The following is a 13,569-nucleotide window of genomic DNA, read 5'->3' as shown; positions in this document are numbered from 1 at the left end:
ACCCTAGGAAAGCGCGGAGCCCATTGAGAAGCGCAATATCGCTATAAGAGCCATAATGCTTGCTTATGGCACACGACCTCGAGATCGCTGACCTGCGATCGTTCGCGACGGTGGTCCGCGCGGGCAGCATCACCAGGGCGGCCCACGCGCTCCAGCTCAGCCAGCCCGCCGTGAGCCAGCGCATCCACCGCCTGGAGCGCGCCGCGGGCGACCGCCTGCTCATCCGCGACGCCCGCGGCACCCGGATCACCCCCGCCGGCGAGAAGCTCCTGGCCTACGCCGAGCGCATGCTCGCCCTCCACGACGAGGCCCGCGCCTCCATCGACGCGCAGGGCGGCCAGGCCACCGGATCCCGCACCGTCGGCCTGCTCGAAGATCTCGCCGTCACCACGCTGCCCACCACGCTGGCCGACTTTGCCGCCCTGCATCCGGGCATCGACCTGGAGGTGGTCATCGGCCCGGCCCACGCTCTCCGCGAACGCGCCGAACGCGGCCGGCTCGACCTCGCGCTCGGCGACCCGTCTGTCATGCCGGACGCCGCGGTCCGCCGGCGCCGCCGGGTGCCCCTCGCGTGGGCCGCCGCGGCGTCACTCGACCCGGCCCGCGACCCGCTGCCGCTGGTGATGTTCTCCATGCCCTGCCATTGGCGTGCGCCGGTGCTCGACGTGCTCAACCAGCGGGGCCGCCGCTGGCGCATCGCCTTCCAGAGCACGAGCCTCGCCGCCGTACAGGCCGCGATCTGCGCGGGCATCGGCGTCGGCACGCTGCTGACCGGCAACGTCCCGGCCCATGCCGTACGGCTCGGCAGCCGCCACGGTCTGCCGCCTGCGCCCCAGGTCGAGATCGCCATCAGCAGGCGGCCGGGCACCGAGAACGACGCGGTCGTCGACAGCCTGGAACGCCTGATGCGCCAGTCCATCGCCGCGGACCCGGGAACCTGATATCCAGCACCGCCGGGGTGAAAGTTTCACCAGCGTCCCCGACTTCGTCCATGGTCAGCGCAGTGGCCGCGCTTCCGGGCGCCGGGACGTCCTTGCGGAGCCCTCCGGGGGCGGGGATCTTTGGGAGCGCTCCCAATTTGCGCTCCCCTTGACCGCGGAGAACATTCATGGCAATCCTCCGGGACCCGTGGCGCAGAGCGTTGACGGCGACAGCCGCCGTCCTGCTCGCCGGATTCGGGCTCGCAACCGTCCAGACGTCCGCTGACGCCGCCGTGTCGTGTTCGGCCACGTACTCCAAGACCTGGGACAGCGGCGGCGGCGCGTTCGGCGCCACGATCACGGTGACCAACACCGGTGACCCGTTGACCACCTGGGCGCTGAGCTTCGACTTCCCCAACAGCCAGGTGATCACCCAGATGTGGGAGGGCACGCCCACCCCGGCGACGCCCACGCCGGCGGGTGCGGTCATCACCATCAACCCGCTCTCCTACAACGCGGCCAAGGGCACCGGGGCGACCTGGACCGTCGGCTTCAACGGCACCTACACCGGCGGCGTCAACAGCAACCCGCCCAGCGTCTCGTGCGCCGGGAACGGTGGTGGAAGCACGCAGCAGGCCCTGGTGGTCTCCCCGGCCAGTGTGAGCGTGCCCGAGGGCGGGACCGCCGGTTACACGGTCCGCCTGCAGTCCCAGCCGTCCGGCAACGTGACGGTCACCAGCACCGCCGGCACCGGTGACGGCGACATCACCGTGAGCGCCGGTGCCTCGCTGACCTTCACCACGGCCAACTGGAACACCCCGCAGACCGTGACGCTCCGCGCCGCGGAGGACTCCGACAGCGCCAACGGCACCCGGCCGATCACCGTCACCTCCTCGGGCCTGACCTCCGTCACCGTGAACGCCACCGAGGCCGACAACGACGGCGGCACCGGTGGGGCGGCACCCGCTCTGCACGTCTCAGGGAACAAGCTGCTCACCGCCGGCGGCGCCACCTACCGCATGCTCGGCGTCAACCGGGCCAGCGGCGAGTTCGCCTGCGTGCAGGGCAAGGGCATGTGGGACAGCGGTCCCGTGGACCAGGCCTCGGTCAACGCGATGAAGGCCTGGAACATCCACGCGGTCCGGATCCCGCTGAACGAGGAGTGCTGGAACGGCACCAACGGCTCGCCCAGTGGCGCGACGTACCAGCAGAACGTCAAGGACTACGTGAACCTGCTGGTCGCCAACGGCATCACGCCGATCGTGGAGATGCACTGGAACTACGGCCAGTACACCGGCCAGGGCGCCGGCTGCTCCGACACCGCGGCGACCTGCCAGAAGCCGATGCCCGACGCCCAGTACGCGCCGACGTTCTGGACCGGGGTGGCCAACATGTTCAAGGGCAACAACGCGGTCGTCTTCGACCTGTTCAACGAGCCCTACCCGGACGCGGCCGCCAACTGGAACGCGACCGCCGGCTGGACCTGCTGGCGTGACGGCGGCACCTGCACCGGCATCGGCTACCAGGTGGCCGGCATGCAGTCACTGGTGAACACGGTACGCGCCACCGGCGCGACCAACGTGATCATGCTCGGAGGCCTGGCCTGGTCCAACGACCTGAGCCAGTGGCTGACCTACAAGCCGAACGACCCGACGGGCAACCTGATGGCCGCCTGGCACACGTACAACTTCAACAGCTGCTCCAACACCTCCTGCTGGGACAGCCAGGTCGGGGCGGTCGCCGCGAAGGTGCCCGTGCACGCCGGTGAGATCGGCCAGAACTCCTGCGCTCACGACTACATCGACCAGGTGATGGCGTGGGCCGACGCGCACGGCGTCGGATACACGGCCTGGACGTGGAACCCGTGGGGCTGCAGCGGGGGCAACGTGCTCATCACCGACTACAACGGCACCCCCACCAGCACGTACGGGGAGGGCTTCAAGGCCCACCTGCTCACCCAGAATCCACTCTCCTAGAACCACTGGGCCGGGCCCGTCGCCTGGCGGGCCTGGCCGGTGGTCAGGACCATGCGGAAGCGGGCCTGGCCGGAGACCATCTTCTGGAACGCCGCACCGGCCTCCTCCAGCGGAGCCTCCTCGATCCAGGCCCGGACGCCGCTCTGGGCGGCGAACCTCATGGTGTTCTGGGTGTCGACCGCGATGCCGGAAGCGTGGGCGTACACCCGCTTGGCCCCGTTCACGAGCTGCAGGGGCGTGATGTCCAGCGGTTCCATGGCGACGCCGACGATGACGAGCTCGCCGCGGCGCCCCAGCCCCTCGACCGCCGCGGACATCGCCGCGGCGCTGGTCACCGTCGCCAGCACCACCTTGGCCCCGCCGCGGGCCCGCAGGGCGTCGGCCGTCCGCTCGGCGGCGCTGTCGATGTAGTGAGAGGCGCCGAGCTTGTGGGCGAGCGACGCCTTCTCAGGCCCGCGGGCCATCGCGACGGTGTCGAAGCCCATCTTCGCGGCGAACTGGACGCCCAGATGCCCCAGGCCGCCCAGACCGAGGATCGCGACGGTGTCGCCCGACCGCGCGGAGCTGCGGCGCAGCGCGTTGTACACGGTCACGCCGGCGCAGGCCAAGGGCGCGGCCTCCACCGCCGTGAGCTCGTCGGGGACGGCGGCCAGGGCGACGGCAGGCACCACGACGGAGTCGGCGAACCCTCCGGCGTAGGCGACCCCCGGCACCTGAAGCTCGGGACAGAGGATGCCGTCACCCTCCCTGCAGGCGTCGCAGTGGCCGCAACTGCCTCCGTACCAGCCGACCGCCACGCGATCACCGGCGGACCAGCCGCTGACGTCGTCGCCGATGGCGTCGATGCGTCCCGCGATCTCGTGCCCTGGCGTGAGGGGAAAGGTGGTGCCCGGGATGTTCCCGGAGGTGATCAACACGTCGGAGTGGCACACCCCACACGCCTCGACGGCGACCCGCACCTGGCCAGGTCCGGGCTCGCGGATGTCCACCTGAACCAGTGTCATGTCCCCGCCGGGTTCGGCGACCTGAATGGAACGGTCCATGACAGAACCTCCTAACGTCCTCACGGACAGGCCCTCACTGGTGCACCGTTTCCAGTTTCACCTCATCTATCCACCGGATCTCTTCACCGGATCTCTTCACCGGATCTCTTCACCGGATCTCTTCACCGGATCTCTTCACCGGATCTCTTCACCGGGCGGCTTGGCCGTCTTCGGCGAACGCGCGGCTGCGGGCGAATGCCCGGAGCGGCTCGTGGTAGTAGTACGTGTCCAGGCCGCGGGACTCGAGCAGGTGCATGTTCACGAGGGATTCGAGGAGCGCCGAGGCGTCGCCGGGCGGCAGGTCCAGCACGACCGAGGCGGCGGCGAGCGAGACCTCCGGCCCCTCCGCCAAGGAGAGCAGCTGGAACGCCCTGGCCTGCGGCGGTGACAGCCGCTCCACCGCTGACACGTACGGCCGTTCGGTGGCCCGGCACTCCGGCGGGAGCACCGGCGAGTCCGGGCCGGGCCTGGTGAGCCGCTGGTTCGCCTCCGCGATGCTCCAGCCAGGCCGCGAGGCGATCCGCGAACCCGCGGCCTCGAGCGCCTGCGGCAGCCCGGCCGTGCGCCGGATCAGCTCGCGGATGTCCGCGACGAGGATCCGCCGTTGCATCTCGCGCAGAGCCGGGCCGGGGTCCAGGCCCAGCTCGTCGGCGAGCAGCCACGGCACCAGGAACGTCAGCACGCCGAGCCCCACGGCGATGACGACCATGACGGCGAGGTCGAGATCACCGAGGATGTTGAACAGCCCCCAGTAGGTCGCACCGCACCACAAAATAGGCGTAGGCCGGGCCGTGATGGACCGCGATGCAACCTCGCCGCCCGCCGGGGCTGTCCTCGCCATGTGAATCGCCATCATGTCGATCTGTCCGTCGTCATCCCCGCTTACAACGAGGAGCGACGGTTGGCACACACGCTCACCCGCGTCGCCTCCTACCTCCGCGCCTGCCCGCTGAGCTGGGAAGTCGTCGTCGTGGACGACGGCTCGGCCGACGCGACGGGTGACGTGGCCGCGACGGCCGCGCGGAAGGAACCGCGCGTCCGCACGCTGCGCCTGCCGGTCAACCGGGGCAAGGGCCGTGCCGTCCGCGAGGGGGTCCTCGTCACCACCGGCCGTCAGGTGCTGGTCTGCGACGCGGATCTGGCCACCCCGATCGAGGAGCTGGCCGGGCTGCGTGAGGCGCTGGCCGACGGTGCGGACGCCGCCATCGGATCGCGGGCCGCGCCGGGGGCGCGCATCGAGGCCAGGCAGGTGTGGTTCAGAGAGCTGCTCGGCGCGCTCGCCAACGTCCTGATCAGGCTGCTCGTCGTGCCGGGGATCGCCGACACGCAGTGCGGGTTCAAGCTGTTCGACGGGGACAAGGCCAGGCGGGCCTTCCGCCGTTGCGGCGTGGACGGGTGGGGCGCCGACGTGGAGATCCTGCGCGTGTTCGCCGAGCACGGCTGGCGGGTGCGCGAGGTGCCCGTCCGCTGGGCGCACCAGCCGGACTCCAAGGTGCGCCCCCACCAGTACCTGGTGACGCTCGGCGAGGTGCTGCGGGTCGGGCTCCGGTACCGGGGCGGAGACGTCGCCCGCACGGCAGGGGTGACCGCGGTGTTCCTGGCACTCTCCGTCGTGCTCTACGTCCACCTGTGGGCCGACCCCTGGACCCGCTACCTGACCGACGGCGGGCAGGACCAGAACCAGTGGGAGTGGTTCTTCGCCGTCACCGCGCACAACCTGGTGAACCTGGACAACCCCCTGTTCACCACGCTCCAGAACCATCCCTCCGGGGTGAACCTCATGGCCAACACGGTCATGCTCGGCCTGTCGGTCCCGCTGGCCCCGCTGACGCTGGCGCTCGGGCCGTCGATCACGTGGGCGGTCGTGCTGACCGCCGGACTGGCGCTGACCGGGACGGCCTGGTACGTGCTGTTCGCCAGGCACCTCGTCGGCTCGTGGCAGGCGGCCGCCATCGGGGCGGGCTTCTGCGCGTTCGCCCCGCCCGTCATCTCGCACGCCAACGCGCACCCGAACCTGGTCGTGCTCTTCGTCATCCCGCTCATCGTCCACCGGTTCCTGCTGCTGTGCCGGCGTGAGCAGGTCGTCCGCGACGGCTTCGTGCTCGGGCTGCTCGTCTCCTACCAGGTCTATCTCGGCGAGGAGGCGCTGCTGCTCGCCGCCACCGGCCTGGCCGTCTTCGCGGCGGCGTACGCGCTGCTCAGCCCGGAGTCGGCGCGCGCCGCGTACCGGCCGCTGACGGCGGGGCTGGCGCTGGCCGCCACGACGGTCCTCGCGCTCACCGGTGCCGCGCTGCTCTTCCAGTTCTCCGGGCCGCAGAGTTACGCGAGCCTCATCCACGGGCCCGCCGGCAACGACGTACGCGCGCTGGTGGAACACGCCGCCCGGTCGCTGGCCGGCGATGCCGGTGTGGCGGCGGGCCTGTCCATGAACACCACCGAGCAGAACGCCTTCTTCGGCTGGCCGCTGCTCGTGCTGACCGTCGGCGTCGTCGTCTGGCTGCGCCGCAGGGCGGCCGTCCTGGCGCTGGCGGCCGTGATCGCCGTGTCGGCCTGCTTCTCGCTCGGCCCCGAGATCGTCTTCTACGGACGGCACACCGGGATCCACGGCCCGTGGTACCTCCTGTCGCGGCTGCCGCTGTTCGAGTCGGTGGTGGAGTCGCGCTTCACGATGGTGTGCGTCCCGGCTGTCGGCGCGCTCCTGGCGATCGCCGCCGACCACGCCCTGGCCGCCGCCGCGGCCCTGCCCAGGGGCCCCGTACGCGTCCTGCTCTGCCTGGTGCTGGCCGAGGCCCTGCTGCCGATCGCCCCCACCCCGATCGCCGCGGCCGACCGCCCCCAGGTCCCCGCCTTCTTCGCCGACGGCGTGTGGAGACAGTACGTGCGGCCCGGACGTTCGGTGGTGACCGCGCCGCCGCCGGACACCGTCGACGCGAGCCCGCTGCACTGGCAGGTGGCAGCGGGCCTGGGCTTCCCCCTGGTCGAGGGCTATTTCGCCGGCCCGTACGGACCGGATCGCCAGGGCGTCTACGGAGCCCCGCCCCGTACCACCTCGACCCTGCTGCGTGCGGCACGCGACACCGGCGAGGTGCCGCGGGTGACCGAGGAGCACCGCCGGGCCGCTCGCGAGGATCTGGCGTTCTGGCGCGCCGACGCCGTCGTGCTCGCGCCTCACCAGCGACAGGCGGTGCTGCGGGCTACGCTGACCGCGCTGCTGGGCCCCGGCCGCCAGGTCGCCGGGGTGTGGCTGTGGGATGTCCGCGCCATCGTGCAACCTGATCCCGCCCGGGCGCTGTCGTAGGTGATGACCACGACTGAGGAGAACGTGAGCGGTGCGACCAGACGAGGAGCAAGACTACGTCGCGTACGTGACGGCGCGACTACCGGCCCTGCGCCGCCTGTCCTACTACCTGTGCAGGGACGAGCACCGGGCCGACGACCTCGTGCAGAGCACGATCACCCGGCTGTACGTCCACTGGCGGCGCGCCCGGGAGGCGCGCGACCTGCACCGCTACGTCGACAAGATGCTGGTGCGGACCTTTCTCAACGACCAGCGGCTGGCCTGGTGGACGCGGGTGCGGCTGACCGACCGGCCGCGCGAGCAGCCCGGCCCCGACGAGGACATGGAGACGAAGACGGTGGTGCACGCCGCGCTCGCCCAGGTGCCGCCGCGCCAGCGAGCGGTCCTCGTCCTGCGGTTCCTCTGTGATCTGCCGGTGACGGAGGTGGCCGAGCTGCTCGGATGCTCCACGGGCAACGTGAAGAGCCAGACCGCGCGCGGTCTGGCCCGGCTGCGCGAACTGCTCGGGACGCGGGAGTTCACGGTGGAAGGGGTGGGTGGGCATGGATCCCACTGAACGGCCCGATGGACGGCCTGATGGACGGCCTGATGGACGGCCTGATGGACGGTATGGCACGGCGCGTGACGAGACCGTGCTCGACCTGCTGCGCGATGTCGAGCCCTCGCCGGTCGGCACCGTCGACATCGGGCGGGCGATCCGCGGGGGACGGCGGCGCGTGCGCGGACGGCGGGTCGCGGCGGTGGCGGCCGCCGCCGCGGCGACCGCGCTCGTCATCGCCCTGCCGTCGCTGCCGTGGACGCGTCCGGCGCCTCCGGTCACACCGGCGTCGCAGCTCACGAACGACAGCAAGACGTTCGACGTGAACGCTCCCGCTTTCGTGGTGGGCTCGGCCGGCGGGCTGACGCCGGACACGTACGAGACCGGCCGCTACCGCCAGATCATCACCCTGCGCCCCACCGACCCCTCGAAGCGCACCACAGCGGTCATCACCATGTACGCCCCCGGCCACCAGCCGAGCCTGCCCGCCGGCGAGCCCGCCCCGCCCGTCAACGACCGCCCCGCCCGCTGGACCCCCCGTGGCCTGGCGTGGGAGTGGGCACCGGGGGCGTGGGGCACCGTGAGTCTCGCGGCCCCGGCCGAGGACAGGGAGCGGGCGCACCGTGTGGCGCAGAGTGTGCTGCCGCGCCGCGGCGCTCCCGTCTCCGTGCCTTTCACGCTCGATCCTGGGGCGCTCGGCGCCGGTCGCCGGATGATCGGCGTCGTGACCTCGTACCCGGGTGATGGGGTCGCGACCCGGGTGTCGGTCAAGTACGGCACCCATGATCTGGCCGATGACTGGATCGAGGCCGGCGTTCAGCGGCCCCGGCCGTCTGCCGCGCCCAACACCGACCTCCACGGGACCCCTGCGGTGATCTCGGGCTCGGAGGTGGTGCTGCTGCCCACGGGGCGGGATCTCGCGATCTTCGCCAGGGGCGGGGACGAGCGGGCCCGGCGAGCGCTCGCCGCTGCGGTCACTGTCTTTTCCCAATGAAGGTCAGGCTGCGAGCGACGCCCCGAACCATCGTGACAGGGCCGTGCGGAGGGTGTCGCGGTCGTCGGGGCCGGGGCGGGGCGACGCCGAGGCCCAGGCGACATAGCAGTCCGGGCGCAGGAGCAGTGCGGTGACGGACGCGGCGGAGTCATGGGGGCGCGTCGTGACCGGCTCGTGCAGGCGGGCCGTGACGACGTCCACCCGGTCGCGCCATCCCGACGCTTCCTCGGCGAGTGATCCTTGCTCGGTCAGATCCAGCAGGAGGGGGCGGGCCTCCCCGGTCAGGCCGGCGAGCCGGACGGGGGCGGCTCCGGTGTCCAGCAGCAGGTCAGGGGTCCACCGGCCGATCAAGGGGTGGGCGTCACCTGCTCCCATTTCATAGCGGATGTCGGCACCGGCCATCATGTCCGCGATGTGCTGGACGTTGCGCCGGTCGGCGAGGAGCTCGGTGAACAGCCGGCGCAGCGCCGTGATCTCGGCGCCCGGGGTGATCAGCGCCGACTGGGACTGCGTGTGCATGACCACCCGTTCGGAGGCCGGCCGCCGTTCGGTCTCGTAGCTGTCCAGCAGCCCGAGCGGGGCCCAGCCGCGGATCTCGGCGCCGAGTTTCCAGCCCAGGTTGACCGCGTCCTGCAGCCCCAGGTTGAGCCCGGGGCCGCCGATCGCGCTGTGCACGTGCGCGGCGTCGCCGACCAGTAGGATCCGGCGCTCCCGGTACCGGTCGGCGATGCGCGTGTTGCCACCGAGCAGCGTGCGCCGCAGGAATGGGCCTTCGCCGTCAGGCTCGCCGAGCGGCACATCGGCGTCGAGCACCCGGCGGACGCTGTCGCGCATCTCGTCCAGGGACAGTGGCCGCTCGTCGCCGGGTGGGTCCTGGGGCCACTCGGTGGTGGCCACCAACGGCGTCCTGCCGGGGAACGGGGCGTACACGAACAACCCGCGTTCGGTGCGGTGGTGGATGAAAGGCGGGATGTGCCCGTGGCCGGGCACGTTCAGCCCGCCCGTGGCCGGATCGAGCATCGAATCCGGCACCGTGGCGTGCACGGTGCGGGAGACCGTGCTGTCCTTGGTCACGCCGGGGAAGCCGATGCCGGCCAGCTTGCGCGTCAGGCTGCCGCCGCCGTCCGCCCCGACCAGGTAGCGGGCGTCCATCCGGTACGCGCCTGCCGGTCCCATGACCTCGACCGTGACCGCATCGTCCTGCTGTGACAGCCCGGTGATCTCGTGTCCCCGGCGGATCTCGACGCCGAGCTCGACCGCGCGCTCCTCCAGGACCTCTTCGATGCGCGGCTGCGGTACCCCCAACAGATAGAGCGGATTGTCCTCCAGCATGCTCAGGTCCAGCGGCAGCGCGCCGAACACGTAGCCCGGAGCCGGTTGCGGCGGCTCCTTGGAACCGCTCAGACGCTCGTACAGGCCGCGCCGTTCGAGCAGCCGGACCACCTGGCCGACCAGGCCGTTGGCCCGGTTCTCGCCGGTGCGTTCCGGCAGCCGCTCCAGCACCACCGGACGCACTCCGGCGAGGCTCAGCTCGCAGGCCAGCATCAGCCCGTTCGGGCCTCCTCCGGCTATGACGACATCGGCAGACATGGTGTTCCTCCTGAAAATGGGCATGACGGGGCGACCGGCGGCGTGCCGGTTGCTCAGAGTGGGGTTCGCCGGGGTTCGCGTCAGGGGACGGGCAGCCCCGCCGACACCTGCCGGAGGGCGTCGATCAGCAGGTCCGTGATGGGGGCGGGGGAGCGGGCGTGCATCCAGTGGCCCATGACCGTCCTGAGGGCGGCCCCGACGGAGGCGGCGACCAGGCGGGGATACAGGTCGCCGATGAGGTCGGTCCCGGTGCGCTCGGCGACGGCGGCGGCCAGCTCGGCCTCGGCCTGGGCGTCCGCCTTGAGTGTCTCGCCCTGCAGCGCCGGCTCGGCCAGCATCAGGCGGAGCGCGGAGGCCCACTGCTGGACGTCGGTGTCCTCCATGTGGGCTTCCTGTCCAAGCCCGAACCGTGTCAGCACCGCATGGGTGATCGCCTCCCAGAGCGGCTCGGACGCCGGGCGGGCGCGCAGCTCCTCCGTGATCTGCCGGGCGCGCTCCAGATGCCGGAAGGCGATCGCCTCGCCCTTGCTGGAGAAGTAGTTGTTGAACGTGCGAGGAGACACGCCGACCTCGGCGGCGATGTCCTCCACGCGGACGTTGTCCAGCCCCCGCTCCGCGCAGAGGCGGATGGCCGCCCAGCTCAACGCGATGCGGGTCGCCCGCTTCTTGCGCTCGCGCAGCCCTTCGCCGACGCCTTCGATGCTCACGCGACCACAGTACTCAATTTGCGCGACTCGAAAAGATGCGTGATGCGCAATTTTTTGGCTGCTCATGTATACAAACGATCGGTCGTTAATATAGTTTGGGCCCATGACACAAGACGGCCGGCGGCTGCGCGGGTTGCGCAGCCGGGAGGCGATCCTGGAGCAGGCGGTGGGCCTGGCCTCGGTCGAAGGGCTGGACGGGCTCTCCCTGGGGCGGCTGGCGGCGGCGACCGGCACCAGCAAGTCCGGCTTCTTCGCCCACTGGCGTGACAAGGAGCAGCTGCAGCTCGACGCCGTGGAGTGGGCCGCGCGCCAGTGGACCGAGCACGTGGTGGCACCGGCCATGCAGGCCCCCGCCGGCGTGCGGCGGCTGTTCGCGCTGCACGAGGCGCGGCTGAGGTTCTACGACGACGGCGTGCTGCCCGGCGGGTGCTTCTTCTTCACCGTGCAGGCCGAGTTCGACGACCGTCCAGGGGCCGTGCACGACCGCGTCGCGCGGTCCATGTGCGAATGGCAGGAGTTCCTCCGGCGGCAGGTGGAGGAGGCCGTCGCGCTGGGCGAACTGGCCGAGGGCGTGGACCCGGCGCAGCTCGCGTACGAGATCGACGCCCTCGGCGAGATGGTCATCATCCACTCCCGCCTGCACGACGGGCCGGACTCGCTCCTCCACGCCCGCCGCGCCGTCCTGCAACGCCTGCGCGCGCTCTGCCCCCACCCAGCACTTCTCCCGGAGAACTGATCATGACTGACGACGGTGTCTACGAGCCCGTGCAGGTGCATTTCGACGATCTCGACGCCATGGGCCTGCTGCACAACTCCCGGTACGCCCTGCTGGTCGAGCGGGCGATCGGCGCGTACTGGCAGCGCCTCGGCTGGGCGCCCGATCCGGCGCGGTCGGCGTTCAAGGACGTGTTCCTCGCCGTACGCGAGTTCAAGGTGACCTATCACGCGCCCATCGCCGGGGCGGGTGAGCCGCTGGTGCACTTCTGGCTCGAGCGCATGGGCCGCACCAGCGGCGTGTACGGCTTCCGCGTGCTGTCGGCCGACCAGGCGGTGGTGCACGCGGACGGCTACCGGGTCAACGTCAACCTGGACCCGGCCACGTTGCGGCCGGCGCCGTTCAGCGACGAACTGCGTACCGCCGCCGGACCTCTCCTCCGGACGGTGGCGGCATGCTGACCGACACCCTGGATCGAGCAAGCTTGTGGCAGAAAGTCGCATTTCGCCACGTCCCGTAGCCCTATGATCATCGGTACCTGGAAGCCCGGAGCCGCGAGAAGGGACAGTCCGGTGGGGGACAGCTTGGACGCATGGAAGGCCGGCATCGACACGACCAGGCCCAGCATCGCCAGGGCTTATGACGTTGTCCTGAACGGGAAGGACAACTTCGAGGTCGACCGCGCCTTCGTCGCCGAGATCGTGAAGGTCGTCCCCGAGATCTACGACGTGGCCACCTACAACCGGCAGATCCTCGGCCGGGGCGTCCGGTTCATGTGCGCCGAGGGCGTCACCCAGTTCATCGACCTCGGCTCGGGCCTGCCGACCGTGGAGAACACCCACCACGTCGCGCAGCGGGCGAACCCGGAGGCGCGGGTGGTGTACGTCGACAACGACCCGATGGTGCTGGCACACGGGCGGGCGCTGCTGGCGGAGAACGAGAACACCGCGGTCGTCACCTCCGACCTGCGCGACCCGGCGTCGATCCTCGCCGACCCGGCCGTTCGCGAGCTCGTCGACTTCGACCGGCCCGTGGGCGTGATGCTGGTCGGCATCCTGCACCACCTGCACGACGACGAGGACCCCAAGGGGATCGTCGAGGCGTACATGGCGGCGGTGCCGCCGGGCAGCCACCTGTTCATCACGCACTTCTGCGACTCCAGCCAGGAGGCCCGGGACGCGGAGAAGAAGTTCCTCGCGCTGCTCGGCACCGGCCGGTTCCGGACCCCGGAGGAGATCACCGCGTTCTTCGACGGCTTCGAACTGCTGGAGCCGGGCCTCGTCCCGCTGCCGCTGTGGCGACCGGACGAGCCGGCGCCGGCGAACCTGACCGTGGGGCAGCGGCTCATGTACGGCGGCATCGCCCGCAAGGGTTAGCGGAGCATCCGGATGGGACACCTTTGAGCAGGTCGCCCGTGCCTCAGGGTCCGACCGGTTCCGCGAGTGGTTCCGGGCGGCCCACGCCCGCCTGGGGTCGCTGGTCTCGGCCGCGTACGAGGCCGGGGTGACGGTGCTGGCCGGGACCGACAGCTACGGGACGCCAGAGCTCCCGCACGGACGGGTGGCCGGCGAGGTGCGCCACCTGGCGGCGGCCCCCATGCCCGCCGCGGCGGCGATCGGCGCGGCCTCCTGGACCGCGCGGTCCTTCCTCGGCTTCCCCGGGCTCGGCCACGACGCTCCCGCCGACCTGGTCGCCTACGACGTGGATCCGCGCTCCGACCTCGCCGTCCTGCACACCCCGGTCCGCGTCATCCACCGCGGCCGGATCGTCCGCTGAGCTCCCGTACGG

The 13,569-nt window shown here is 71.4% G+C and carries 13 protein-coding genes; 9 read left to right on the top strand and 4 right to left on the bottom strand.

Annotation, left to right across the window (positions count from 1 at the left end):
• Positions 1–65: 65 nt before the first annotated feature.
• Positions 66–941 (top strand): LysR family transcriptional regulator, encoded by an 876-nt coding sequence (locus ABD830_RS21545; protein ID WP_344990037.1) that lies wholly within the window; start codon positions 66–68, stop codon positions 939–941.
• Between the two features lie 167 nt (positions 942–1,108).
• Entirely contained in the window at positions 1,109–2,896 is a 1,788-nt protein-coding gene (locus tag ABD830_RS21540) for a cellulase family glycosylhydrolase (protein WP_344990034.1), read from the top strand.
• Here the strand turns inward: ABD830_RS21540 and ABD830_RS21535 are convergent.
• Both ABD830_RS21535 and ABD830_RS21530 read right to left on the bottom strand, forming a co-directional pair.
• The gene (locus tag ABD830_RS21535) at positions 2,893–3,939 is read right to left on the bottom strand and encodes an alcohol dehydrogenase catalytic domain-containing protein (protein WP_344990032.1); all 1,047 of its coding nucleotides are present in this window, start codon (positions 3,937–3,939) and stop codon (positions 2,893–2,895) included. The genes ABD830_RS21540 and ABD830_RS21535 overlap by 4 nt on opposite strands.
• 148 nt (positions 3,940–4,087) lie before the next feature.
• The gene (locus tag ABD830_RS21530) at positions 4,088–4,780 is read right to left on the bottom strand and encodes a hypothetical protein (RefSeq protein ID WP_344990029.1); all 693 of its coding nucleotides are present in this window, start codon (positions 4,778–4,780) and stop codon (positions 4,088–4,090) included.
• On the opposite strand from ABD830_RS21530, the gene ABD830_RS21525 reads away from it, so the two are divergent.
• The 3 genes from ABD830_RS21525 to ABD830_RS21515 all read left to right on the top strand — a co-directional run bounded on the left by ABD830_RS21525 (position 4,781) and on the right by ABD830_RS21515 (position 8,769).
• The gene (locus tag ABD830_RS21525; protein ID WP_344990026.1) at positions 4,781–7,237 is read left to right on the top strand and encodes a glycosyltransferase; all 2,457 of its coding nucleotides are present in this window, start codon (positions 4,781–4,783) and stop codon (positions 7,235–7,237) included.
• 31 nt (positions 7,238–7,268) lie between these two features.
• On the top strand, positions 7,269–7,793 hold the full coding sequence (locus ABD830_RS21520) for a SigE family RNA polymerase sigma factor (RefSeq protein WP_344990024.1): 525 nt from the start codon (positions 7,269–7,271) through the stop codon (positions 7,791–7,793).
• 76 nt (positions 7,794–7,869) lie between these two features.
• Complete coding sequence (locus ABD830_RS21515) at positions 7,870–8,769, top strand: hypothetical protein (protein WP_344990021.1); 900 nt, start codon at positions 7,870–7,872, stop codon at positions 8,767–8,769.
• Between the two features lie 3 nt (positions 8,770–8,772).
• Here the strand turns inward: ABD830_RS21515 and ABD830_RS21510 are convergent, their stop codons facing one another.
• Together ABD830_RS21510 and ABD830_RS21505 are read right to left on the bottom strand one after the other, a co-directional pair.
• Positions 8,773–10,359, bottom strand: coding sequence for an FAD-dependent monooxygenase (locus tag ABD830_RS21510; RefSeq protein WP_344990019.1), 1,587 nt, complete (start codon positions 10,357–10,359; stop codon positions 8,773–8,775).
• Between the two features lie 80 nt (positions 10,360–10,439).
• Positions 10,440–11,066: a TetR/AcrR family transcriptional regulator gene (locus ABD830_RS21505; RefSeq protein ID WP_344990016.1), complete on the bottom strand. Its 627-nt coding sequence runs from the start codon at positions 11,064–11,066 to the stop codon at positions 10,440–10,442.
• 103 nt (positions 11,067–11,169) lie between these two features.
• Between ABD830_RS21505 and ABD830_RS21500 the strand changes: the two genes are divergently transcribed.
• From ABD830_RS21500 to ABD830_RS21485, 4 genes are all read left to right on the top strand, one after another.
• Positions 11,170–11,802, top strand: coding sequence for a TetR/AcrR family transcriptional regulator (locus ABD830_RS21500; RefSeq protein ID WP_344990013.1), 633 nt, complete (start codon positions 11,170–11,172; stop codon positions 11,800–11,802).
• Between the two features lie 2 nt (positions 11,803–11,804).
• Entirely contained in the window at positions 11,805–12,242 is a 438-nt protein-coding gene (locus ABD830_RS21495) for an acyl-CoA thioesterase (RefSeq protein ID WP_344990011.1), read from the top strand.
• Between the two features lie 123 nt (positions 12,243–12,365).
• Positions 12,366–13,157 (top strand): SAM-dependent methyltransferase, encoded by a 792-nt coding sequence (locus ABD830_RS21490; protein ID WP_344990008.1) that lies wholly within the window; start codon positions 12,366–12,368, stop codon positions 13,155–13,157.
• A gap of 127 nt (positions 13,158–13,284) precedes the next feature.
• Entirely contained in the window at positions 13,285–13,557 is a 273-nt protein-coding gene (locus tag ABD830_RS21485; RefSeq protein ID WP_344990005.1) for an amidohydrolase family protein, read from the top strand.
• Positions 13,558–13,569 lie beyond the last annotated feature (12 nt).

The sequence above is a fragment of the Nonomuraea helvata genome (genome assembly GCF_039535785.1).
In the GTDB taxonomy this organism is placed as follows: Bacteria; Actinomycetota; Actinomycetes; order Streptosporangiales; family Streptosporangiaceae; genus Nonomuraea; species Nonomuraea helvata.
The sequence above is the reverse complement of the archived record's forward strand: the minus strand, read 5'-3'. Positions and strand labels throughout refer to the sequence as shown.